Source organism: Devosia psychrophila (assembly GCF_000971275.1).
Lineage (GTDB): Bacteria > Pseudomonadota > Alphaproteobacteria > Rhizobiales > Devosiaceae > Devosia > Devosia psychrophila.
This window is the reverse complement of sequence record NZ_LAPV01000125.1, coordinates 16,738-38,039: the sequence shown is the minus strand read 5'-3', so window position 1 is coordinate 38,039 and position 21,302 is coordinate 16,738. Positions and strand designations below refer to the sequence as shown.

The window sequence follows — 21,302 nt, the reverse complement described above, 5'->3', positions numbered from 1 at the left end:
CAAGTTTGACGCCAGGTAACGTGCGTCACGCGTTGAATGGCCTGACCATGGGGACACGATACTCCGCGGTTTTCGTAGCTCCGGCAGATATCGATCTCTTTCTCATCCAGCGCGCACTGCAGTCCGCCGCCGATGCAGTCGACCGGCAGATGTCAAACTGGCAACCTGCCTCCGATGTCTCCCAGTTCAACTCGGCCCCGGCCGGCACATGGGTTGCCGTTGCCGCAGATCTGCTTGAAGTCGTCGAGACCGGCCTCGAGATCGGGCGTCGCTCGAATGGTGCCTTCGACATCGGCCTGGGCAACGTCGTCAACGCCTGGGGCTTTGGCCCCGAGCGTTCGGTGCCCGATGCCGCGGCGATTGCAGCTCTATCGCATACCCGGCAGGCTTCCGCGGGCGAAGGGCTTGAGCTTGATCGCCGCAACATCCGGATGAGGCGGCATGCGCCCATGCAGCTCGACCTTTGCGGAATCGCCAAAGGATTTGGGGTTGATCAACTGGCCAGGTGCCTCGACGCCTCCGGCATTCGCGACTACCTGGTCTCGATCGATGGAGAGCTCCGAGCCCGGGGGAGCAGACTTGACGGCGCGGTATGGCAAGTCGCCATCGAGCGGCCCGACAGGACGGACCGGGCGCCCATAGCAGCAATCTCGCTGCATGATGTCGCCATCGCCACGTCGGGCGACTATCGCCACTCGCTCGATTATCGTGGGAGACGCTTCTCGCACACCATGGACCCGCGCACCGAAAGACCGCTGGACAATTCTCTGGCCTCCGTAAGTGTGCTGGCCGCTAGCGCCATGCTGGCCGACGCTTGGGCGACGGCCTTGTTCGTCGCCGGTGAAAACGAAGGACCGGTATTGGCCGAAGCCAACGGCCTCGATGCCCTGTTTATCCTTCGTCAAGGCGATGAACTGCTCGAACTGCCGATCGGCAAGTTTGAGTAGCCTTCAGCTTGGCGTCAGGTTTGGCCGGTAGGACAGAGAAACGTGTTATGTTGGCCGGTTGCGGACAACCTTGTCGCGCACGCCACTGTGAGGTTTTCGATGAACGAACAACAGGCCACTGGCTATTCGACACTTCAGATTTCCCTACATTGGCTGATCGCGGCGCTCGTTGCGTTCCAACTCATCTTTGGCGAGGGCATGACCAATGTCCGCGATGCAGCAGAAGAAGGCGCCACTCCTTCAAGCGTCGATTTTGCCGTCAGCATCGGCCATTACTGGTTCGGTATTGCGATTCTACTTCTTGTTCTGGTGAGGCTAGGCGTGCGGCTTGCCCACGGCGTTCCGCCGCGCCCGGTTGCCACCCCGACCTGGATGGACTGGGCTGCCAAGTTGGTGCACTGGGCTTTTTACCTGATGCTGTTCGCGATGCCGGTGCTGGGCCTGCTGACCGTCTACGTGTCCGACTCGTTCGGCGACATTCACAAGCTTGGCAAGCCGGTATTCATCGTCCTGATTGCCATCCACGTTCTCGCAGCGCTGTTCCACCAGTTCATCAAGCGCGACGGCACGTTGCGCCGCATGCTGGTCCCTGCCCGGTAACCAGCTCTCTCTTCTCCTGCGATGCCTTGGCATCGCAGTCATATCGCAGCGTCATGACAAACACTGGCCGATTTCGGCCCTTTTAAGGACTACTCATGTCTGCTCAGGCCTTTCTGAACCGCGTCGCAACCGCGGTGCCGTCAAATGACGTCCACCAATTCTTTCTAGGGTTCGCCAGCTCCCAACTCAGCAACGATCCACGGCGCCGGGCGGTGTTCAACCGTATGTCCGATAAGGGCGGTATTGAGCATAGGTTCTCCTGCTTCCAGCCAGCCAACGATCCAGAGGGTGGCAGCGCGGACGTCGCTGGGATTTTTGCTCGGGGTAGCTTTCCTGGCACTGCCAAACGAATGGACATGTTTGCCGCCAGCGCTCCTGAACTGGCCCGTCAGGCCGTAGAAAAAGTTCTTGATGGAGAAGACCGAAGCCGCATCTCCCACATAATCGTTACAACCTGTACTGGCTTCTCGGCCCCCGGCCTTGATCTCGAAGTCATCGCACTGTGCGGTCTCTCAAGCTCGATCGAGCGAACCATCATTGGCTTCATGGGCTGCTATGCAGCCATTAACGCACTCAAGCAGGCACGCCATATTGTCCGCTCGGAGCCGGAGGCCCGCGTTCTGATAGTCAATATCGAGCTGTGCACCCTGCATCTCAAGGAAACCACGGACCTCGAAAAACTGCTGTCATTTTGCCTTTGGGGCGATGGCTGCGCCGCATCGATCGTTAGCGCAGAGAAGAAGGGTTTTAGCCTCGATAGTTTCCGCGCGATCATTGCGGCAGACAGCCGTGAATTGATGACCTGGAGCGTGCGGGACGATGGCTTCGACATGGTGTTATCCGGTCAGGTTCCGTCCGCGATCCACGACACACTCAATGCGGGTATTGGCACCATTCTGGGAGATAAGAGCGTTGCCGATGTCGACCTGTGGGCGGTGCATCCGGGCGGCAAATCGGTCCTCGACGCTGTCGAGCGATCGCTCGACCTGCCTCCAAATGCGCTTATTCCATCGCGTACCGTCTTGCGCGAGAATGGCAATATGTCTTCAGCCACGGTAATGTTTGTGCTCGAACGCATGCTGGCAAATCACGCTCCCGGAGACGTCGGCTGTGCGATGGCTTTCGGCCCCGGTTTGACAGCGGAGACAATGATGTTCCATGCAGTCGGGACCGCAAATTGATGGCCCGTCCAGCGTCCCAAAGGGTCATAGAGTCGGAACTGCTCGATACCCTTCCTGCCAACGATCCACGCGCAATTGCGTCCCGGAGCGATCTGGTCCGCGTCAATGCGGTCATGTTTCAAAGCGCGATCATGACAAGGCTGATGCGGACCAACCTCGAACGCAAACCCCTGCGCATTTTGGAGTTGGGCGCCGGCGATGGCCGGTTCATGCTTTCGGTCGCCCGCAGGCTTGGGAAAGGTTGGTCCAACGTTGAGCTGGTCACTCTGGATCAAGCCGACCTCATGACGCCAAAGGTCCGTGCCGACTTCGATTTACTGGGTTGGCGGGTCAAACCCGTTGTCGCTGACGTCTTCGACTGGATCGATAAACCTCAAGATGGCCGTTTTGATGCTGTTACCACCAATCTTTTTCTGCATCACTTCACAGAACTGCAGTTACGGAATCTTTTGGCCGCGACGTCGGGGGTAACGCCCTGCTTCCTGGCAACGGAGCCCCGACGCAGCGGTTTGGCGTTGTGGAGTACTGGGTGGTTGAGGGCGATCGGCGCCAATGACGTCACGTTGCATGACTCGGCTGCCAGCGTACGCGCCGGCTTTTCTGGCAGGGAGCTGTCCCGCCTTTGGCCACGGCAATCGGCTATGAACCTCGACGAGCGCCGCGTCGGCCCGTTCACTCATGCTTTCGCGGCGCGAGCAGCAGATCGATGAACACCCAATTCGATGCTATCATCATTGGTGCTGGACCCGCCGGCACCGCAACTGCCATCGCTCTGGCCAGGCAAGGTCGATCGGTGGCGATTATCGAACGCAGCGAGTTTCCACGCCGCAAGGTTTGCGGTGAATTCACTTCCGCCACCAATGTCGATCTCCTTGACCGATTGGGGGTCGGAGCACAGTTTCGCAACCAAGCCGGTCCCGAAGTCAGGCGCGTCGCGTTATTCGCTTCCGGCCACCCCGTCGAGGCGCCGATGCCAAAGGGCCAAGGGGCAACCTTTGGTCGCGCGCTCGGTCGGGACATTCTGGACGAGCTCTTATTGGATGCTGCAATCGCGGCCGGGGTGTCGGTCTTTCAACCCTGGCGAGCAACAGGCCTTGTCAGGGGCAAAGAGCGTTCCGTTGTTGCAATTGAGTCGGGAGCTGCAAAGGGTCAGCTCGATGCGCCCGTCATCGTGGCGGCTCACGGATCATGGGAACCAGGCAAGCTTTCGACCAATCTTGCCAAAATCAATCGTCCGCATGACTTCCTGGGCTTTAAGGCCCATTTTCTGGGTGGGAGATTAGCCTCTGATCTTATGCCGCTGATTGCTTTTCCCGGCGGTTATGGCGGAATGGTCTGGGCCGACCACGACCGCTTGTCGCTGTCATTTTGCATGCGCCGCGATGCTCTCGCTCTGGCACGCCAGGCCAGCCCCAACATCAGCGCTGCAGAAGCGACCTACAACCACATTCTCAGGTCGTGCCCGGGCGTGGCCGAAGCCCTGCATGGAGCAGAACTCGCAGGACCCTGGCTGGCGGCCGGTCCGATACGGCCCGGTATCCGCGCTGCCTACGATAACGACGTATTTCGAGTGGGCAATATTGCTGGGGAATCCCATCCGATAATTGCCGAGGGTATCGCCATGGCATTGCAATCTGGATGGATACTGGCGGCACAACTTGAACGGCATGAACATTGGGGCATTAGCGCACGGACGGCTGCTGGAAAGTCCTATGGGGCCGCATGGCGCAACCAGTTTGAGATGCGCATACAGCTAGCGGCAATCCTGTCGAGCGTTGCAGCCTCATCCAGCGGCGCAAAGCTCATGCAAGCGGTTATCGGTCGATTTCCCGCCAGCCTGTCTTTTGGGGCAGCTCTGAGCGGAAAAACAAAACGTGTCCCAGCACTCGGCTAATATCTTTCGACCGTTGGTGCACGGCCACAAGCACAGCGCTCCGGAATGCTCCAGGATATGAACGTCTTTGGTGATGGCGACGAAATCGGACACGTTGCCGAGCCCGTGGCTGGAGGGTGACGGCCTAAGCTTATGAACAGCGGCAAAGCCGGCAACAGACAGCGCAACGAGGACCAGCGCGAGCGTAACCTATTGGTTGGGGTGTCGGCGCGGAAAGATTAGCGACAGACTGCGCATGGGCTGTTCACTCCAACGGCGAACGCTATCTGACGGCAACCTGAATTAGGGCCAAGGATGCTAGGTTGCGAATGCAACCAATGACAGCTTCCGGGCACCTCTTAGCTAACTCCGAACGTCCGAAATGGGGTGGCGGGTTCAATCGGTCATTTAGGGGTGGATAGGAGACAGGCAGCTTTCTTGAGGCCGTTCCACACCGGCGCACTTTCGACATCCATGGGGCGCGGCCAGGAAATCGGGGCTCGTACAAATGGCAGCTATCAGGATTCTATAACTGGAGCGCGTATGGCCGGATTGGGGTCACGCAAGCGGACAGGCAGCTCTGGGCGGCAGGGAGGCAATAGCGGACTTTCAAACGATGGATCTTAGGTCTCAGAGTAGTGCCAGGTGGACATTAGCCGCGCGGCGCGAAAAGTATGATGGCGGCGGCGACCAGTGCAGGGCACCCCCAAAAGGTCCCTACGGCCCCGGGCCGTGCCACCAGCCACAGCCTAAGCAATGACGCGACAATGTAGACACAAACCATAGGCGGCAAACGCGCCGGGCATGCTCGGCTGGCGCCGGCGTCAGCAACCATGCGAACGCGATCAATAACGGGATGCCCGCCGCCAGCCAGATCGGCGACTGCTCTGAAGCAGTCACGCCCAAACGCGAAGCGACCTACTACCTCGGCCAGCGCCGCACCGACGTGAACAGCCGCGACTTCGAGGTCTCGATCGACCAGGTCCGCTAGCTAGCCCGCTTTCGATCTGCACGAACAGGTGCTCGGAGGTACGCTACAGGGCTTACCTCCATCCTGAAGTACGCGCCAAGCTCGGAGCTTTGGGACATGGCCCCGCTCGCTGGACGGCCGATTTTGACGCATTCTGACTGTTCAGCAGGCGGAAACAGCCTGTCCGTTTTGGGAGGCACACTTGCTCCAAACGGACCACCTAAATAAGAACCGTGATACAGATGCAACGCACGCACACTTTCGCTTGCGACACCTCGCATCCCTTACCATCATGCATTAGAAGATACTCATGAATAGGTTTTGGCTGCTTATTGTTGTGCTGTTCGGATTGGCTTCCATGTCGAGTCCGACGATGGCCGCAGCCGCCGCAACCGGAAATTTTTGGACGGTGGAAAACCAGGAGCTGTGCGTTGAAGCAGACGCAGCCGGCGAGAGTGCTTTGGCCTACAAGCCTTGTTCGAAGAAGATTAACGGCAAAGCCGTTTCATGCCAGCAGTTGGCTGCTGTGATGCCATTGGCAGCGGAGTGCATGTTCGAGCAGCAATTCGCGGAATTTTCTTTCCCGGCACGGAACGGCAGTCTCTCCCTGACGAACGGCGGGCGTTTCCGACCTCCGCAAAGCGTTTAGGTACGCCGGCATACTGAAGCCGGCTCAGTCCCTTGTCCTGATCCTTTGAGAGGCAGCCTGTCGGCTGCTCTGGAACACATGCATTCACATACAATTTCGCGCCGGCACATGATGCTGGGCGCTTCGAGCCTTGCCGTTTTGGCGCTTGCCGGTTGTGCGACCACTACTCCCAAAGTGCCTGTCACCCCGCCGTCACCAGCCATACCTCCGGAATACCGCGCTATGTATGCGGCTCTCCCCAACGAACGTTTTCCAATTCCTGCAGCCGATATCCATCTGATCGATCCGATTTACTGGCGGCAGGAGGTCACCAACACCACCGGCGAGAAGCCCGGCACCGTAGTTGTCGATACGCCCAGTCGGCTTTTATACTGGACTATGGAGGATGGGCGGGCGATGCGCTACGGTGTCGGCATCGGTCGTGACGGCTTCGCCTGGGAAGGCCGCGGTCATGTTGCCTATGGGCGGGAATGGCCGACCTGGACGCCTCCGTCTGAGATGATCGACCGGCAACCAGAACTCGAGCCGTACCGCCATGGAATGGAACCTGCCCTTGAGAACCCCTTGGGGCCGCGGGCGCTCTACATCCACCAGGGAAATCGGGACACGCTCTATCGCCTGCACGGGAACATGGATGCCCGATCAATCGGTCAGGCGGTTTCCAGTGGATGCGTTCGACTGCTCTTCCAGGATGTCATCGACCTTTACGGCCGGGTCAGATGGGGAGCCCCGATAGTGGTCGTGCAATAGACGATGCAACGGAAGGCCGGGTCGCCCCGGCCTTCCTCGAATGCGGATGTCAAAGCGCCTGGATAACGTCCGACAGCATGGTTCGGACAGTGCCTGCGACCGCGTGAAGGGCATCATTGTCGATTGCAGTCATGGACGCGACGGGGTCGATGGCGCTGACTTCGACGCTGCCGCCGTCCAACTCCCGCACGATCACATTGCACGGGAGCATGGCGCCAACGCGGGGTTCCAATTTAAGAGCCTCATAGGCCATCTTGGGGTTGCAGGCGCCCAAAATCACGTAGCCTGGCATATCCACCTCAAGCTTGGCCTTCATGGTTTTTTGCACATCGATTTCGGTGAGGACGCCGAAGCCATGGGCGGCAAGCACTTCCCTTGTGCGGGTCACCGCTGCCTCGAACGTTGTGTTGAGCTGCTTGTCGAAGGTGTACATACTCGTTCTCCTTGTCAGATGAATGCGGTAACGGTCTGAGCGGCCATATAGACTGCGACGACCACGATCAGACCGGCGAAGGCGATGTTCAGCAGTCCCTTCTGGCGGGCCAGCACCCCGGCGAGCCGAGCGCCCAACAACCCGCCGACAAACCCGCCGCCGATGAACACCGCGGCCAGAGGCCAGTCGACCAGCCCAGAGAAGGCGTAGCTGAGGGCAGTCGTGAGCCCGAAGGCAGTGACGGCGACCAGCGAGGAGCCAATGGCATTGAGGATCGGCATGCCAGTGGAGGCAACCAGTCCGGGAACGATCAGGAACCCACCGCCGATGCCGAAGAAGCCGGAAAAAGCGCCAGTGAGCCCGCCATAGCCGAGGACCTTCGGCGCCTTTTCCCGATTGCATGTTGCGCCATCGATGCCCGGATTACCGCGTCCCTTGAACATCAGCACGCCCACGACCAGCATGAGGATGGCAAATAGGAACAGAAGCTTATCCCCATCCATGGCCTTGCCGAGGGTGGAACCTGCGAAGGCTCCGGCGATGCCCGCCGCCGTGTACATCAGAGCACAGCGCCAGATCACGTTGCCTTTGCGGGCATGTGTCACCAGGTTCATGGCAGCATTGGCCGCCACCGCGAAGGCGCTGGTGCCGATGGCCACGTGCGCGACCGGAACCCCAACAACATAGACCATCAGCGGCACGGCCAGGATGGAGCCGCCGCCGCCGAATAGGCCGAGGGAAAAGCCCACCAGGCTGCCGGAAAATGCGCCCAGCAGGTATTGAAGGGGTTCCAGGAACATCGTCGTCCTTTCAGTCAGAGTGAGGCAGCGTAGAGGCTGCCGGCGCGGCCGCCCGAACGGCAGTAGCCGAGGATCGGACCATCGGTTTCGGCGCGAGCCTGCTCAAAGCGGATGAGATGGCTTTCGGTCAGCTGACCCGAGACCGGGATGTGGTACGCCTTGAGCCCAAACCGCTCCGCTACCTCGGCGATCTCGGCAAAAGAGGGTTGCCCCGCGTCCTCGCCATCCGGGCGGGCGCAGATGATAGCCCTGTAGCCGGCCTCCGCGATGAGGCTGACATCATCTGGCCGGATTTGGGGGCTCTGGGCGAAATGCTCGTCGATTTTCTGAATTGCCATATGGGATTACTCCTTGGAGGTGTTCAGCCCATTGATGGGCACTTTGAGGTAGGTCTTGCCGTCATCCCCGGCGGGCGGCAGTTGCCCGGCCCGCATGTTGACCTGCAGGGACGGGATGATGAGATTGGGCATGGACAGCGTCTTGTCGCGGTTCTCTCGCATCTTCACGAAGTCGTCTTCGGAGGTGCCGTGTCCAACGTGGATGTTGTGGTGGCGTTGCTCGGCGACGGTCGATTCCCACCGGATGTCACGGCCGTTGGGTCCATAGTCGTGGCACATGAAGAGCCGCATTTCGCCCGGCAGAGTCAGCAGGCGCTGGATGGATTGGTAGAGCGTGCGGGCATCGCCGCCTGGGAAGTCGGCCCGTGCAGAACCGCCATCGGGCATGAACAGGGTGTCGCCAACGAAGGCAGCGTTGCCGATCACATGCACCATGTCCGCCGGCGTGTGGCCTGGCGTCAACAGGGTATGGGCAGTCAGCGTGCCGATCCGGTAGCTATCTCCATCCTTGAACAGCCGGTCGAATTGCGACCCGTCCCGCTGGAACTCGGTGCCTTCATTGAAAATCTTGCCGAAGGTGTCCTGCACCACGCAGATCTGATCACCGATCCCGAGCTTGCCGCCCAGTTTGGACTGGATGTAGGGCGCAGCGGACAAATGGTCAGCATGAACATGCGTCTCGATCAGCCATTGCAGCACCCAGCCGTGTTCTTGGATGTGCAGGATGATCCTGTCGGCGCCATCATAGGCGATGTTGCCGGAGGCGTAGTCGAAGTCCATGACCGAGTCGATGACGGCGCAGGCGTCCGAATTCGGGTCTTTGACGATGTAGCTGATGGTGTTGGTCGGCTCGTCGAAAAAGGCGACGACTTCCGGCTTCACCGTCAATTCGGGTTCGAAGGGAATGGGTTGGGTGTACATGGAAATCTCCTTTCGGTTCAAAAATCAGGCCAGCGCTCGGCGGCGAGCAGATAGGGCCCCCAAGCCATTGACCAAGAGAATGCCGACGATCATCGCGCCGACGAAGGTAATCGGGCTGGACTGTCCCGACCCGAGCGCCGGTATGGCGCCGCCAGGGCAGAAGCCAGCAATGCCCCAACCGATGCCGAAAAGTGCGGAGCCGCCGATCAACGGCAGGTCGAGCTGGCGCTTCGCGGGCAAGTGGAACGTGCGCTCCAGGACCGGTGCGGGCCGCTGCAAAACGACTTTGTAGCCAAGAAAAGTCACGGCGAGGGCCGACGCCATCACCAGTGCCAGACTGGGGTCCCAGGTGCCGAAGACGTCGAAGAAGTTCAGGACCTTGGCTGGGTTGGCCATGCCGGAAACGACAATGCCGACGCCGAACACCAGTCCGATGGCCAAAGCGGAGAGGACGCGGCGCATCAAAAGCCTCCCAGCACGTGGCGAATGACGAAGACGGTGACCAAGGTGGCCGCCATGAAGGTCGCCGTGGCAACGGTGGAGCGCCTCGACAGACGGGCGATGCCGCAGACGCCATGTCCCGAGGTGCACCCGCCCCCGAAGGTGACCCCAATGCCCACCAGAAGCCCGCCAAGGATGATGGCCCAGGACGGAAGATCGGCCTGCAGCGGAAGCGCAACGCCGGTCAACAGCGTGATGACACCTGGCGCAGCGATCGCGCCGACCAGGAAGGCTACGCGCCAGTCCCAGTCGCCCTTAGGCAAGATCGCGCCGGTGAGAATGCCGGTCATTCCAGCGACGCGGCCATGGACAGCCATAAGCGCAACAGCGGCAATTCCAATCAGGGAGCCGCCAAGCAGCGCCTCAACGGGTGTGAATGTGGTGATCATGGACCTATCTTGAGATATGAAGTTTATGCGGTTCGGCTGATCGCCGACGAATTACGTTGCTTCATATATTCGAATATTCTAATGTGTCAACGGTGAAAGCGGATCAAAGTTGCAACATGAACATCACTGACCTTGAACCTCGGGCCGAAGAAGCGGCGCAGCTGCTCACGGCCATGGCGAACCCAAAACGACTTTTGATCCTGTGCAATCTGTTGGAACAAGAGCGCAGCGTCAGTGAACTCTCCAGGATCGTCGGGCTCGAGCAGTCGCCGCTGTCGCAACATCTTTCGAAGTTGCGGGCGCTTGGTCTGGTGAAAACGCGCCGGGAGGGCCAAACCATCTACTATCGGCTAGCTTCAGAGCCGGTTACCCGTGTCTTGACAACGCTTCATGCGATTTACTGCGTGCCGCAGCTCGCTGCCGTTGGCTGATGCATTTGCGGTTGGGGTTCCTAGCATGACGGACATTCGGCACGGCCATTGGTGGTCTCCCCTCAAATTGGGTACAGCGTAGAGGTCGGCTTTCGGTTGAAGCGCCGGGGCGGCGCTCAATCGACACACTGTTGGCTGCTACCTGCCATGCGGAAATTCCTAAAGACCGAACAGCAGCGGTTCCTGGGACGCGCACCCCATGCGACCAACCTCTGCTGGCTATTTCCGATCCCTGATGAGGCGTCGGCTGAGATTGCCCCTCAGGTGGCGGATCGGCAGAGCTCATAACCGCGAAAATGCAACGAGCTTAACCGAGCGCCACTGGCAGGCCGCAGGCTGCGGCAAAGTCGCCCTTGTCTATCCTGTCCCCTAGGATAGGATAGGAGTCATGGGACACAGCTCACATCCGGACATTATCAAGCGCCTCAAACGCGCCCATGGGCATCTGGCTTCGGTCATTTCGATGATTGAGGCCGAGCGGCCGTGCGTCGACCTCGCTCAACAACTTTTTGCGGTCGAGAGCGCTATCACCAATGCCAAGCGCGAGCTGATCCAAGATCACATCGAGCACTGTCTCATGGATGAAGTGGGCCACGGGCACAGCGCGGGATCAACTGTCAGCGAGTTTAAGCAACTCGCGAAATACCTTTAGGGACAGCCATGAACAAGGTTTTGAAATGGTTCGGCTTTGGCGGAGCCGGGTATGGTGGGCATGGCGCCCACGGCCATGGCCACGGCGAGGACGGCGGACACGGTCACACGCATGGCGTGATGGATGCCACCATAGCCACCACTGGCCGCGGCATCTGGGCAATCAAATGGTCTTTTGTTATCCTTGCGATAACCGCGGTATTGCAGCTCGCCGTAGTGGCGGTCTCGGGCAGCGTCGCGCTGCTCGCCGACACGGTGCACAATATCGGCGACGCCGCCACCGCCATCCCCCTCTGGGTAGCCTTCGTCCTGGCGCGGCGCAAACCCAATGCAACGTTCAACTATGGCTACGGCAAGGTCGAGGATATCGCCGGAGTTCTAATCGTCCTCATCATCCTGTTCAGTGCGGTCTTCGCCGGTTACGAGGCCATCCACCGGCTGGTTGAGCCGATGCCGATCACCAATATCGTGTGGGTGGCGATCGCCGGCGTCGTCGGCTTCGTCGGAAACGAAGCGGTAGCCGTGTTCCGCATCCGCGTCGGACGCGAAATCAACAGCGCAGCCCTGATCGCCGACGGCTACCATGCCCGGACGGACGGGCTGACCAGCCTCGCTGTGGTTGCCGGGGCAATCGGCGTCGGGATGGGCTTCCCGCTGGCCGACCCTATCGTGGGCCTGCTCATCACGTTCGCCATCTTCGGCATTGTCTGGCAGTCGGCAAAGTCGGTGTTCACCCGCATGCTTGACGGACTTGAACCGGGCACGATCGAGGAGATCCGGCACGCGGCCGAGCATGTGCCGGGCATTGTCTCGCTCCCTGACGTCAAGGCGCGCTGGCACGGCCACAAGCTCCATACCGAAATCGCCATCGAGGTGGATCCCAAGCTCTCGCTTGTCGAGGCCCAGGCGATCGCGGCGCAGCTTCGCTCCGAGCTCTTTGCCCACATGCCGGCCATGAGCGTCGTCAATGTGCGGTTCGAGTCCGCTGATCTTTCGGCGGCTATCGAAGCGCGGGAGACTGCCGACTCCCACGGCGGGCACGACCACCCGCATCCCAACCCGAGTGGCGCGCTTGACCACCCGCAGCCGCACGGATGGAGTGACCACCACCACGCACCCGAGCCGTTCAGTTTCGACAACGAACTGGGCCAGGGGACGCTCTCCATCGTCGACACCGCCGATGGCGAGCGGATGCGGCTACGCCTCGCGCGCGGGCCGGTCACCCTCGAGGCCAGCGTCGTCATCCATCGCCCCAACGGTCCGGAAGTCCTTGTGCTGGACCCAGCGCCCGGCGCAGCACGGACCTACCAGAGCAGTGTCGCTCCGGAAGAGCCGCATGAATTCGATGCGACCCTCGTTCTGGCCAATTCGGGTGAAAAGCTCGAGCTCCCGTTCCACATGGCCGAGCCCGAGCACCAGCACTGATGGGTCGGATCCTGGCGTTCCTCTACGACATCCAGACATCTATCCATGACACTTTTGCCGATCGGATCGCCAGCTTCGCGCAATCCCATGACTGGGCCGCGTTGCTGGCGATCCTGCCATTGGGCGTTGTGTTCGGCCTTGCCCATGCAATGACGCCGGGTCACAGCAAGTCAGTGTTGGCGAGCTATCTCGTCGGTTCCAACGAGTCGCGCTGGCGCGGCTGGCCACCGCCGGCGTTCTCGCCGTCACCCATATCGCGTCAGCAGTCATCCTCGCGGTGACCGCCACCGCGTTGGTGACGCGCACCATTGTCGGGGCCGGCCAGGCGCCACTTCTCGACATGATCAGCCTCAGCGAACCCGGACCGCTGTTTAGGTTGAAGGGCACCACCGTTCGTACCTAAACAACATGCGTCCGCAGAAACGCGCGGTGATTAGCGTTCGGGCTTTGACCTTAGCGGGGCCCGGCTGAGGTCATTGGCTGCCGTGACCGCCCTGCCTAGCAGGCGCATGAGTTCGCTCGCTTCATCGTGGGCCAGTCCCTGCAGCATGACCTGCTGCGCCCGCTCGACGCCCGGCGCAATCCTGTCGATGATCTGCTTTGCTTCCACTGTACCGCGCAGCGAATGGGCGCGGCGGTCATTGCCGTTCACTTCGCGCACCAGCCAGTTTCTCTGCACCAGGCGATCGATCACGCCGCCGATCGTAGTTCGGTCATAGGCGATCAGACCCGCCAGGGTCGCCTGGTCGATACCCTCATTTTCCAGGACGGTGGCCAGCACCGCATACTGAACGGGCGTAATATCGCTATCCAGTTTGGCCATTTCGGCATGAAAAATTGCGACCGTGATCTGGTGAAAGCGCCGCACAAGATGGCCTGGCATATCGTCTAGCTTCGCTACCATGCTATCCAGAAAATCCCAACAAATTGACAAGCATACTGATTATCAGTGTTCATCCTATCATCTATATTGCTGCACAGCGACGGAGGCTCTGACAGATCGCTGGGGAGGCGAAAGACATGCGGTTTCATCTCAATGGCTACACGATAGGTGATCCGCAATTTCGGCGTCTGCAAAGAGCGTCGGGCCCATCGATCATCAGCAGACACTACTGCCCGCCTGCGCGAAACCGAGGTCGGGCTGCCAGGATGCGCATGCAGAGCTGGCGAGCTTCTTCGAGCGTTTCATGATCGGCGGGACCAATGTCACCATTGATCGCTGAGATGGATTATCGCACGCGGCAAATGGCCTTGCAGCCATGTCAGGGCCAGGCTGCGTAAGACTTGTCGCGTGCGGCTCGCAGTTTTTGCACCTGCTGGCGATAACGGCCGGGCGACACGCCGTTGAGCCGGGAAAAGAAGCGGTTAAAATAGCCGGCATCGCGAAAACCCAGCGCGTCGGCTATTTCGCTGACCTGCAACGATGAGCGCTCCAGCAGTCCCTCGGCGTCCTGCAGCAACCGGCCATGCAGCAGTTCCAGCGGCGATTGCCCGGTGGCGCGGCGGATGGCCGTGGTTAGCCGGTCGGTGGAAATGCCCATGGTTCGTGCATAGTCCGCCACACGCCATTGCGCCCTTGCATTGAGTTCGACCAGTTGCAAGAAGCCCTGCACCAGCACGCGCGGCGAGGCCTGCGGCTGCGCGGCGACCCCGCCCATCCGCCAGAATGCAATCAGCACCAGGCATAGCCGGCTCATGATCGCCTCGCGCATCCCGGGCAGGTCGTCGAGCGCCTCGCGCCGCATGTCCTCGAGGTCGCGGATGACGCCACGCGCCGCAGCCGCGTCTATGCGAATGCCCAGCAGCGGTCTATCGATGGCCTGCCGCAATGGGACGGCAATCGAGCTGGCCGGCACGACCCGCCCCAGCGCCGCGTCAGATACCGTCATAGCCACGCCGCGTGCGCCTGCGTCCAGCCTGACGCTGCCGGCCAGCCCGCTCGGCAACCAGATGACGCACGGCGCCTCTATCGTAGTCGTCGCGCCACCAAGGCGCACCATACCACCGCCGGACGCCAGCACGAAACCATGTGCTCCAAGCCGCGCCCGGGCCGCGGCAAAATCCCACTCGGCCACCGAGAGCGATCCTGCAACATCCTCGACCTCAACGTCCTGTACCAGGCCGGGGCCGTGCTGGTTCATGAGGCACCTCTGAAACGGCCAAATCGAGCCTCAAAAGTACATTTATCTCTCTGCAATGTCTATTTTATCGTAACCCGCTTCGCTCTACCGTTCTGGCAAGGACGGAACGGCACGCCACAATGACCCAAGAAGGTCGGCGCCGGTCCGCTTTGGGAGCGCCCGCAGCGACGGGCAGGAGGAGGAAGCTATGACCACTATTAGCCGTAGAGCCGTCTTGCAGGGCATGGGTGTCAGCGCCCTGGCCAGCGCTTTGGCCGGTCTGCCGGTGCTGGCGCAGGATCGCACCGCCATTCGCATCGGCTACGCCATTTCCAAGACCGGCGCGAACGCGGCCGGCGCTGGCATCTCGACCACGCCCAATTACCTGCTGTGGGTCGATGACGTGAACAAGGCCGGTGGCATCACGCTCAGCAAGATCGGCGTCACGCTGCCGCTCGAAGTCACCGAATATGACGACCGTTCTGCCGCCGAGGAAACCGTACGCGCCATCGAGCGGCTCGCCACGCAGGACAATGTCGACTTTATCTTGCCCACCTGGGGCACGGGCGCCAACCTAGCCTCCGGGCCCACCTTTGACCGCTTCGGCTATCCCCAACTGGCCGGCACAGCCGTCACCGACATGGCGCCGCAACTGGCTGCCCGCTGGAAGCACAGCTTCTGGATGCTGGGCGGCGGGCACGACTATGCCAATGCGCTGGTGCAATTGCTGGTCAAGCAGCGCGACGCCGGCACCATCAATAACAAGGTCGCTATCGCCTCGGTTGCCGATGGCTTCGGCATCGACCTGTCCAAGGCGGCCACACCCGCCTTCACCGAAGCCGGGTTCGAACTGGTCTATGACAAGACCTATCCGCTCGGCACTTCCGACTTTGCTCCGATCATCAACGAGGTCTCGGGGCTGGGCGTCGATACTTTCGTCGCCTTCTCCTATCCGCCCGATACCTTCGCACTGACCCAGCAGTCGGTGGTCGCCAACTTCAGCCCCAAGGTGTTCTATCTCGGCGTTGGCACCGCCTTCCCGATCTATCCGGGCATTGCCGGCCCGAACCACAATGGCGTCATGGGCGTCGGTGGCATTGATCCCGACAGCGAAGCCCTCGTCGCTTATTTCGAGCGCCACACCGCGCTCAACGGCCAGGCGCCCGACAGCTGGGCCAGCGCCATCACCTATGCGAGTCTGGAAATCCTGCAGCAGGCCATCGAGCGTGTCGGTGACATCGACCGCGAGGCGATCTCTGCCGAGATTTCGACCGGCGAGTTCGACACCGTGATCGGCAAGGTGAAGCTGGTGGACAACCAGTTGCGCAGCCTGTGGACCGTCGGCCAGTGGCAGGATGGCAAATTTGTCGGCCTGGCGCATACGGAGCGGGACGGCAGCCGCGATCCCGTCGTGCCGAAGCCCGCCTGGATTCCGGCGGCTTAGGAACCTTCACCTCTCCCTTTGGGGGAGAGGTGAAGGTTCTTCCCCAGGCATCACGTCCTGTGAAGGCGCCCTCACCCGACCCAAAAGGGTCGACCTCTCCCCCCAAAAGGGAGAGGTGGCGACAGACCGACGGTCTCGGTCCAGACTGCACTGCTTTCCGCCCAACCACCAGAGACACCCATGCTGCTCAGCGCCATTCTCACTGGCCTCGTCCTCGGGGGCACCTATGCCCTCGTCGCTATGGGCCTGACGCTGCAATATGGCGTCGCGCGCATCATGAACCTGGCTTATGGCGATATCATCATCGCCGCCAGCTTCGGCGCCTTCGTGCTGTTCACGGCGCTGCGCATCAACCCTATTCTCGGCATGCTCATCGTCGTCCCCGCCGGCTTCGCGCTGAGCTGGCTGATCTACGCCATACTGCTACAGCCGCTAGCCCGCCGTTCCCGCGATCGCGGCCGCCTTGAAGGCGACTCCATCCTCGCCACCTTCGGCCTGCTCTTCGTCATTCAAGGCGTGGCCCTGGTGATCTTCGGTTCAGGCTTCATGAGCTACAATTTCCTCGCCATACCGGTCGATGTCCTTGGCACCACAATCGCGGCCAATCGCCTGCTGGCCTTCGTGCTGGCCATCGTTTTCGGGCTTGGCCTGTGGCTGGTGTTGACCCGCACCCGCTTCGGCACAGTGATCCGCGCGGTCGCCGCCAATCCGGCCTCCGCGCCGCTGGTCGGAATCAATGTCGACAGCGTTGCCCGCTTCGCCTTTGCGCTGGGCGGCGCGCTTGCCGCAGCCGGTGGCGTCGTGGTGTCGATGTATCTGACCTTTTCGGCCACCATGGGCGTCGTCTTCACCATGAAGGCGCTGATCGTGGTCATCATGGGCGGGGTCGGCAATCTGATGGGCGCGCTCGCTGCCGGGCTGATCCTCGGGCTGGTCGAAACGCTGGTATCGAGTTTCATCGATCCGGGGCTGACGCTGGCTGCCACCTATCTCATCTTCCTCGCCGTGCTCGTCGTGCGGCCGCAGGGTCTGTTCGGAAAGGCCGCACGGTGAAATTCATCCTTGCCCTTGTCGTGCTTGTCGCGCTCACCTTCGTTCCGGGTCTTGTCGGCCCCTACCCGCTCGGCTTGATGATCGGCATCCTCGGCTATGGCGTGCTCGCCACCGCCTGGGCGATGTTCTCGGGTCCCACCCGCTACATTTCGCTCGCCACCGTCGCCTTCTTCGGCCTCGGCGCCTATACGGTCGCGGTGCTGAGCGAGGTTTTGCCCTACCCGCTGGTGCTGCTGGCTGCGGCCTGCGTGGGTGTGATCGTCGCCCTGCTGGTCGGCCTCGCGACGCTGCGCCTGGCCGGAATCTATTTCGTCATCTTCACCTTCGGCCTCACCGAACTGGTGCGCCAGCTCGTGACCTACTACGAGGTCAACGTCACCGCACCCTGGGCCGCTACGTCTTCCTGCCGCTAGGGCCCGAGCACATCTATTGGCAATTGCTGGCGCTCATGGCGGCCACGCTGGCCATCGCCTTCTGGGTGCGCCAGTCGCGCATTGGCCTGGCCCTCCGCGTCATCGGTGACGATCCGGTGGTGGCCAGCCATCTCGGCGTCCGCATCGCCAGCACCAAGCTGACGCTGTTTTCCATCTCCTGTATGATCATGACGCTGGCAGGCGCCATCCAGGCGCCACGCTGGACTTATATCGAGCCATCCATCGTGTTCAATCCGACCACCAGCTTCCTCGTCGTCATCATGGCCCTGCTCGGCGGACCCAATCGCCTGTTCGGCCCGCTGCTTGGCGCCATCCCGCTGTTCCTGCTGTTCGAATGGCTCTCCGCCAATTTCCCGAACCATTATTCGATCATCCTGGGCCTGTTGTTCATCGCCATCGTCTTCTTGCTGCCCAATGGCGTGCTGGCGGCCGGCGAAAGCCTGTGGTGCCGCCTCACCCGCAAGGAGGCCCGTTCGTGAACCTCCTTTCACTCAACGGCGTTACCAAGCGCTTCGGCGGGCTCACCGCCGTCAACGGGCTGAGCTTCGATCTGCTCGAAGGCGAGACCGTCGGCCTGCTTGGGCCCAACGGTTCAGGCAAGACCACCGCGCTCAACATGATTTCGGGCTATCTGCGGGTCAGCGGTGGCACCATTGCCCTGAGTGGCGATGCCATCAGCAGGCTCGGTCCCGAACGCATCGCCCATCGCGGCGTGGCCCGCACCTTTCAGCTCGTACGCGTCCTCCCCTCCCTGTCAGTGGGCGACAACGTGCTGGCCGCCCTCGCCTTCCGCCAGACCCCGCTCTGGGGCAAGGCCGCCGCAGCCCATATCGACACCCTCCTGGCCGATGTGGGTCTTGCCGGCCGCGCCAGCCAACCGGCCGACAGCCTCACCTATATCGACCTCAAGCGCATGGAGCTGGCGCGCGCCCTCGCCAGCGATCCAAAGCTGCTGCTGCTCGACGAGTGGCTCGCCGGCCTCAACCCGACCGAATTGCGCGCCGGCATCGACCTTATTACGTCGTTGCGTCAGCGCGGCATCACCATCCTGCTGGTGGAGCATGTCATGGATGCCGTGCGGGCGCTCTGCACGCGCTGCATAGTCATGAATGCCGGCAGCAAGATCGCCGATGGCCCGACCGCCGAGGTGCTGGCCGACCCCGAAGTCATCCGCGCCTATCTGGGGGACGAAGATGCTTAACGCCGGCCCCATCTCGCTGCACTACGGCAAACACCTCGCACTCGACGGCGTCTCCATCACCGTGGCCGACGGCGAAACCGTCGTCGTGCTCGGCGCAAACGGCGCCGGCAAGTCGAGCATGCTCAAAGCCATTGCCGGGCTGGTCCGGCCTGCGCCCGGTGCCCTTGTGACCCTTGGCGATGTCGAACTGCTGGGCCGCCCCACGCACAAATTCCTCGAAGCCGGCATCGCGCTGGTTCCCGAAGGACGCGGCATTTTTGGCGAACTCACCGTCGCCGAAAACCTCGAACTGGGCGCCTATACGCGCCATGCCCGCCCGCACGAATCCCGCCAGCGCGCTCTGGTACTCGACCTGTTCCCGCGTCTGGGCGAACGGCAAAAACAGATTGCCCGCACCATGTCGGGCGGCGAGCAGCAGATGCTGGCCATCGGTCGCGCGCTGATGAGCTGTCCGCGCCTGCTGATGCTCGACGAACCGAGCCTTGGCCTGGCGCCCATTATCACAACCGAGCTCTTCGCCGCACTGGCGCGTATCCGGGAAACCGGCATTGCGCTGCTGGTGGTGGAGCAGAACGTCAAGGCCAGCCTCAGGATTGCCCATCGCGGCTACCTCATGGAAGCCGGCCGCATCACCGGCACCGGCACGGCCGATGAACTGCGCGACGATCCGGCAGTGCAGCAGGCCTTTCTCGGTGCTGCCGCGCCTAACCCTCTTTCTAATGGAGTTTCCACATGACCGATCTCGGCCTGCTCATCAATAACGAGGAATCCGAAGCCACCGGCGGCGGCACCTTCGAGCGCAACAATCCCATCACCGGCGAACTGGCCACCCGCGCCGCCGCCGCCACCGTCGACGACGCCCTGCGCGCCGCCGATGCCGCCGCAGCCGCCTTCCCCGCCTGGAGCAAGACCGCTCCTGCCGCTCGCCGCAAGATCCTGCTGGCTGCAGCAGATCGCCTGCAGGCGCGTACGGATGACTTTATCGCCGCCATGGGGGCGGAGACCGGCGCCACCGCCGGCTGGGCCAGCTTCAACGTCATGCTGGCCGCCGACATGCTGCGCGAGGCCGCCTCGCTGACCACCCAGATCACCGGCGAGATCATCCCCACCAACCGCCCCGGCTCGACCGCCTATGGCGTGCGCCAGGCGGCCGGCGTGGTGCTCTCCATAGCGCCATGGAATGCCCCGGTGATCCTGGGCGTGCGCTCGCTTGCCACGCCGTTGGCCTGTGGCAATACCGTGGTGTTCAAGTCCAGCGAAATCTGCCCGCGCACGCATAGGCTGATTGCCGATGCGCTGTTAGAGGCAGGCCTGCCACCGGGCGTGCTCAATGTCGTCTCCAATGCGCCGGAAGATGCGCCCGAGTTGGTGGAGGCGCTGATCGCCCACAAGGCGATCCGACGCGTCAACTTCACCGGCTCGACCCGCGTCGGCCGCCACATTGCCGAACTGTCGGCCCGCAACCTCAAGCCGGCTCTGCTGGAGCTTGGCGGCAAGGCGCCGCTCGTGGTGCTCGACGATGCCGATCTGGAGCAGGCCGTCGCCGCGGCGGCCTTTGGCGCCTATATGAACCAGGGCCAGATCTGCATGTCGACCGAGCGCATCGTCGTTGACGACAAAATCGCCGACCAGTTCGTCGCCGCGCTGGCCGCCAAGGCATCCTCGCTCAAGGCCGGTGATCCGCGTGCCGGCAATACCCCGCTGGGATGCCTTGTGGACCTCAGCGCGGCCCAGCGCATCGATGCGCTGATCAAGGACGCGGTGGCCAAGGGCGCGCGCGTCGTCGCGGGGGGCGGCATCGAAGGCACTATCATGCAGGCGACCGTCGTCGATGGCGTCACCCCGGGCATGAAACTCTATCGCGATGAATCCTTCGGTCCCGTCGTCGCCGTGATCCGCGTCGGCAGTGTCGATGAAGCCGTGCGCGTCGCCAACGACACCGAATATGGCCTCTCCGCCGCCGTCTTCGGTCGCGACGTCACCCGGGCCATGAGCGTGGCCGCTCGCATCGAATCCGGGATCTGCCACGTCAACGGTCCAACCGTTCATGACGAAGCGCAGATGCCGTTCGGCGGGGTAAAAGCTTCTGGCTATGGCCGCTTTGGCGGCAAGGCGGGCATTGCCGAATTCACCGAACTGCGCTGGATCACCGTGCAGGACGGCCCGATCCACTATCCGATCTAAGGTAGTT

25 protein-coding genes and 1 pseudogene are annotated in these 21,302 nt (G+C 61.8%); 18 read left to right on the top strand and 8 right to left on the bottom strand.

Going from position 1 to position 21,302, the window contains the following annotated elements:
• Positions 1-5: 5 nt before the first annotated feature.
• The 8 genes from WH91_RS11650 to WH91_RS11620 all read left to right on the top strand — a co-directional run bounded on the left by WH91_RS11650 (position 6) and on the right by WH91_RS11620 (position 6,970).
• On the top strand, positions 6-947 hold the full coding sequence (locus WH91_RS11650; protein WP_210165775.1) for an FAD:protein FMN transferase: 942 nt from the start codon (positions 6-8) through the stop codon (positions 945-947).
• Positions 948-1,046: 99 nt separating this feature from the next.
• Positions 1,047-1,547, top strand: coding sequence for a cytochrome b (locus WH91_RS11645; RefSeq protein ID WP_046171186.1), 501 nt, complete (start codon positions 1,047-1,049; stop codon positions 1,545-1,547).
• A 95-nt stretch (positions 1,548-1,642) separates the two neighbouring features.
• The gene (locus WH91_RS11640) at positions 1,643-2,728 is read left to right on the top strand and encodes a type III polyketide synthase (protein WP_046171185.1); all 1,086 of its coding nucleotides are present in this window, start codon (positions 1,643-1,645) and stop codon (positions 2,726-2,728) included.
• Positions 2,728-3,438, top strand: coding sequence for a class I SAM-dependent methyltransferase (locus WH91_RS11635; RefSeq protein ID WP_046171184.1), 711 nt, complete (start codon positions 2,728-2,730; stop codon positions 3,436-3,438). Before WH91_RS11640 ends, WH91_RS11635 begins: the two co-directional genes overlap by 1 nt.
• Positions 3,435-4,622 (top strand): NAD(P)/FAD-dependent oxidoreductase, encoded by a 1,188-nt coding sequence (locus WH91_RS11630; protein ID WP_046171183.1) that lies wholly within the window; start codon positions 3,435-3,437, stop codon positions 4,620-4,622. Before WH91_RS11635 ends, WH91_RS11630 begins: the two co-directional genes overlap by 4 nt.
• Before the next feature lie 835 nt (positions 4,623-5,457).
• Entirely contained in the window at positions 5,458-5,592 is a 135-nt protein-coding gene (locus WH91_RS25795) for a hypothetical protein (RefSeq protein WP_280140246.1), read from the top strand.
• Positions 5,593-5,881: 289 nt separating this feature from the next.
• A complete protein-coding gene (locus WH91_RS11625; protein ID WP_046171182.1) occupies positions 5,882-6,220 on the top strand; it encodes a hypothetical protein in 339 nt (112 codons plus the stop codon).
• Between the two features lie 78 nt (positions 6,221-6,298).
• Complete coding sequence (locus WH91_RS11620; protein ID WP_046171181.1) at positions 6,299-6,970, top strand: L,D-transpeptidase; 672 nt, start codon at positions 6,299-6,301, stop codon at positions 6,968-6,970.
• 49 nt (positions 6,971-7,019) lie between these two features.
• On the opposite strand, the gene WH91_RS11615 is transcribed toward WH91_RS11620, so the two are convergent.
• From WH91_RS11615 to WH91_RS11590, 6 genes are read right to left on the bottom strand one after another with little or no spacing between them, the layout of a single operon-like run.
• Positions 7,020-7,403 carry a DUF302 domain-containing protein gene (locus tag WH91_RS11615; protein WP_046171180.1) on the bottom strand — a complete coding sequence of 128 codons (384 nt, stop codon included), beginning with the start codon at positions 7,401-7,403 and terminating at the stop codon, positions 7,020-7,022.
• A gap of 14 nt (positions 7,404-7,417) precedes the next feature.
• On the bottom strand, positions 7,418-8,203 hold the full coding sequence (locus WH91_RS11610) for a sulfite exporter TauE/SafE family protein (RefSeq protein WP_046171179.1): 786 nt from the start codon (positions 8,201-8,203) through the stop codon (positions 7,418-7,420).
• 14 nt (positions 8,204-8,217) lie between these two features.
• Positions 8,218-8,541 (bottom strand): protein tyrosine phosphatase family protein, encoded by a 324-nt coding sequence (locus WH91_RS11605; protein ID WP_046171178.1) that lies wholly within the window; start codon positions 8,539-8,541, stop codon positions 8,218-8,220.
• A 6-nt stretch (positions 8,542-8,547) separates the two neighbouring features.
• Positions 8,548-9,462 carry an MBL fold metallo-hydrolase gene (locus WH91_RS11600; protein WP_046171177.1) on the bottom strand — a complete coding sequence of 305 codons (915 nt, stop codon included), beginning with the start codon at positions 9,460-9,462 and terminating at the stop codon, positions 8,548-8,550.
• A 24-nt stretch (positions 9,463-9,486) separates the two neighbouring features.
• Positions 9,487-9,924, bottom strand: coding sequence for a DUF6691 family protein (locus tag WH91_RS11595; RefSeq protein ID WP_046171176.1), 438 nt, complete (start codon positions 9,922-9,924; stop codon positions 9,487-9,489).
• Positions 9,924-10,352: a YeeE/YedE family protein gene (locus tag WH91_RS11590; RefSeq protein ID WP_074797706.1), complete on the bottom strand. Its 429-nt coding sequence runs from the start codon at positions 10,350-10,352 to the stop codon at positions 9,924-9,926. The genes WH91_RS11595 and WH91_RS11590 overlap by 1 nt, the downstream gene beginning before the upstream one ends.
• A gap of 116 nt (positions 10,353-10,468) precedes the next feature.
• Here WH91_RS11590 and WH91_RS11585 point away from each other — a divergent pair, with 116 nt between their 5' ends.
• From WH91_RS11585 to WH91_RS11570, 4 genes are all read left to right on the top strand, one after another.
• Complete coding sequence (locus tag WH91_RS11585) at positions 10,469-10,783, top strand: ArsR/SmtB family transcription factor (RefSeq protein ID WP_046171175.1); 315 nt, start codon at positions 10,469-10,471, stop codon at positions 10,781-10,783.
• A 388-nt stretch (positions 10,784-11,171) separates the two neighbouring features.
• The gene (locus WH91_RS11580; protein WP_046171174.1) at positions 11,172-11,435 is read left to right on the top strand and encodes a metal-sensing transcriptional repressor; all 264 of its coding nucleotides are present in this window, start codon (positions 11,172-11,174) and stop codon (positions 11,433-11,435) included.
• An 8-nt stretch (positions 11,436-11,443) separates the two neighbouring features.
• Positions 11,444-12,859 (top strand): cation diffusion facilitator family transporter, encoded by a 1,416-nt coding sequence (locus tag WH91_RS11575; protein ID WP_046171173.1) that lies wholly within the window; start codon positions 11,444-11,446, stop codon positions 12,857-12,859.
• Complete coding sequence (locus WH91_RS11570; RefSeq protein ID WP_052952783.1) at positions 12,859-13,140, top strand: hypothetical protein; 282 nt, start codon at positions 12,859-12,861, stop codon at positions 13,138-13,140. Before WH91_RS11575 ends, WH91_RS11570 begins: the two co-directional genes overlap by 1 nt.
• A gap of 152 nt (positions 13,141-13,292) precedes the next feature.
• Here WH91_RS11570 and WH91_RS11565 read toward each other — a convergent pair whose 3' ends face one another.
• Together WH91_RS11565 and WH91_RS11560 are read right to left on the bottom strand one after the other, a co-directional pair.
• Entirely contained in the window at positions 13,293-13,742 is a 450-nt protein-coding gene (locus WH91_RS11565; RefSeq protein WP_082102124.1) for a MarR family winged helix-turn-helix transcriptional regulator, read from the bottom strand.
• A 379-nt stretch (positions 13,743-14,121) separates the two neighbouring features.
• On the bottom strand, positions 14,122-15,000 hold the full coding sequence (locus WH91_RS11560) for an AraC family transcriptional regulator (RefSeq protein ID WP_046171171.1): 879 nt from the start codon (positions 14,998-15,000) through the stop codon (positions 14,122-14,124).
• 187 nt (positions 15,001-15,187) lie between these two features.
• Between WH91_RS11560 and WH91_RS11555 the strand changes: the two genes are divergently transcribed.
• The 6 genes and pseudogenes from WH91_RS11555 to WH91_RS11530 all read left to right on the top strand — a co-directional run bounded on the left by WH91_RS11555 (position 15,188) and on the right by WH91_RS11530 (position 21,295).
• Positions 15,188-16,423 carry an amino acid ABC transporter substrate-binding protein gene (locus tag WH91_RS11555; protein ID WP_046171170.1) on the top strand — a complete coding sequence of 412 codons (1,236 nt, stop codon included), beginning with the start codon at positions 15,188-15,190 and terminating at the stop codon, positions 16,421-16,423.
• Between the two features lie 180 nt (positions 16,424-16,603).
• Positions 16,604-17,476 (top strand): branched-chain amino acid ABC transporter permease, encoded by an 873-nt coding sequence (locus tag WH91_RS11550; protein ID WP_046171169.1) that lies wholly within the window; start codon positions 16,604-16,606, stop codon positions 17,474-17,476.
• A gap of 20 nt (positions 17,477-17,496) precedes the next feature.
• Positions 17,497-18,389 (top strand): annotated as a pseudogene (locus WH91_RS11545) (branched-chain amino acid ABC transporter permease).
• Positions 18,386-19,111: an ABC transporter ATP-binding protein gene (locus WH91_RS11540; RefSeq protein ID WP_046171168.1), complete on the top strand. Its 726-nt coding sequence runs from the start codon at positions 18,386-18,388 to the stop codon at positions 19,109-19,111. Before WH91_RS11545 ends, WH91_RS11540 begins: the two are co-directional and overlap by 4 nt.
• On the top strand, positions 19,104-19,847 hold the full coding sequence (locus WH91_RS11535) for an ABC transporter ATP-binding protein (RefSeq protein ID WP_046171167.1): 744 nt from the start codon (positions 19,104-19,106) through the stop codon (positions 19,845-19,847). Before WH91_RS11540 ends, WH91_RS11535 begins: the two co-directional genes overlap by 8 nt.
• Positions 19,844-21,295, top strand: coding sequence for an aldehyde dehydrogenase (locus WH91_RS11530; protein WP_046171166.1), 1,452 nt, complete (start codon positions 19,844-19,846; stop codon positions 21,293-21,295). The genes WH91_RS11535 and WH91_RS11530 overlap by 4 nt, the downstream gene beginning before the upstream one ends.
• Positions 21,296-21,302: the final 7 nt, after the last annotated feature.

Excerpts from the sequence above, each read along its gene's own strand:
- WH91_RS11645 (WP_046171186.1), top strand. The coding sequence starts at position 1,047 with ATGAACGAACAACAGGCCACTGGCTATTCGACACTTCAGATTTCCCTA.
- WH91_RS11640 (WP_046171185.1), top strand. The coding sequence starts at position 1,643 with ATGTCTGCTCAGGCCTTTCTGAACCGCGTCGCAACCGCGGTGCCGTCA.
- WH91_RS11635 (WP_046171184.1), top strand. The coding sequence starts at position 2,728 with ATGGCCCGTCCAGCGTCCCAAAGGGTCATAGAGTCGGAACTGCTCGAT.
- WH91_RS11630 (WP_046171183.1), top strand. The coding sequence starts at position 3,435 with ATGAACACCCAATTCGATGCTATCATCATTGGTGCTGGACCCGCCGGC.
- WH91_RS25795 (WP_280140246.1), top strand. The coding sequence starts at position 5,458 with ATGCCCGCCGCCAGCCAGATCGGCGACTGCTCTGAAGCAGTCACGCCC.
- WH91_RS11625 (WP_046171182.1), top strand. The coding sequence starts at position 5,882 with ATGAATAGGTTTTGGCTGCTTATTGTTGTGCTGTTCGGATTGGCTTCC.
- WH91_RS11620 (WP_046171181.1), top strand. The coding sequence starts at position 6,299 with ATGCATTCACATACAATTTCGCGCCGGCACATGATGCTGGGCGCTTCG.
- WH91_RS11615 (WP_046171180.1), bottom strand. The coding sequence starts at position 7,403 with ATGTACACCTTCGACAAGCAGCTCAACACAACGTTCGAGGCAGCGGTG.
- WH91_RS11610 (WP_046171179.1), bottom strand. The coding sequence starts at position 8,203 with ATGTTCCTGGAACCCCTTCAATACCTGCTGGGCGCATTTTCCGGCAGC.
- WH91_RS11605 (WP_046171178.1), bottom strand. The coding sequence starts at position 8,541 with ATGGCAATTCAGAAAATCGACGAGCATTTCGCCCAGAGCCCCCAAATC.
- WH91_RS11600 (WP_046171177.1), bottom strand. The coding sequence starts at position 9,462 with ATGTACACCCAACCCATTCCCTTCGAACCCGAATTGACGGTGAAGCCG.
- WH91_RS11595 (WP_046171176.1), bottom strand. The coding sequence starts at position 9,924 with ATGCGCCGCGTCCTCTCCGCTTTGGCCATCGGACTGGTGTTCGGCGTC.
- WH91_RS11590 (WP_074797706.1), bottom strand. The coding sequence starts at position 10,352 with ATGATCACCACATTCACACCCGTTGAGGCGCTGCTTGGCGGCTCCCTG.
- WH91_RS11585 (WP_046171175.1), top strand. The coding sequence starts at position 10,469 with ATGAACATCACTGACCTTGAACCTCGGGCCGAAGAAGCGGCGCAGCTG.
- WH91_RS11580 (WP_046171174.1), top strand. The coding sequence starts at position 11,172 with ATGGGACACAGCTCACATCCGGACATTATCAAGCGCCTCAAACGCGCC.
- WH91_RS11575 (WP_046171173.1), top strand. The coding sequence starts at position 11,444 with ATGAACAAGGTTTTGAAATGGTTCGGCTTTGGCGGAGCCGGGTATGGT.
- WH91_RS11570 (WP_052952783.1), top strand. The coding sequence starts at position 12,859 with ATGGGTCGGATCCTGGCGTTCCTCTACGACATCCAGACATCTATCCAT.
- WH91_RS11565 (WP_082102124.1), bottom strand. The coding sequence starts at position 13,742 with ATGCCAGGCCATCTTGTGCGGCGCTTTCACCAGATCACGGTCGCAATT.
- WH91_RS11560 (WP_046171171.1), bottom strand. The coding sequence starts at position 15,000 with ATGAACCAGCACGGCCCCGGCCTGGTACAGGACGTTGAGGTCGAGGAT.
- WH91_RS11555 (WP_046171170.1), top strand. The coding sequence starts at position 15,188 with ATGACCACTATTAGCCGTAGAGCCGTCTTGCAGGGCATGGGTGTCAGC.
- WH91_RS11550 (WP_046171169.1), top strand. The coding sequence starts at position 16,604 with ATGCTGCTCAGCGCCATTCTCACTGGCCTCGTCCTCGGGGGCACCTAT.
- WH91_RS11535 (WP_046171167.1), top strand. The coding sequence starts at position 19,104 with ATGCTTAACGCCGGCCCCATCTCGCTGCACTACGGCAAACACCTCGCA.
- WH91_RS11530 (WP_046171166.1), top strand. The coding sequence starts at position 19,844 with ATGACCGATCTCGGCCTGCTCATCAATAACGAGGAATCCGAAGCCACC.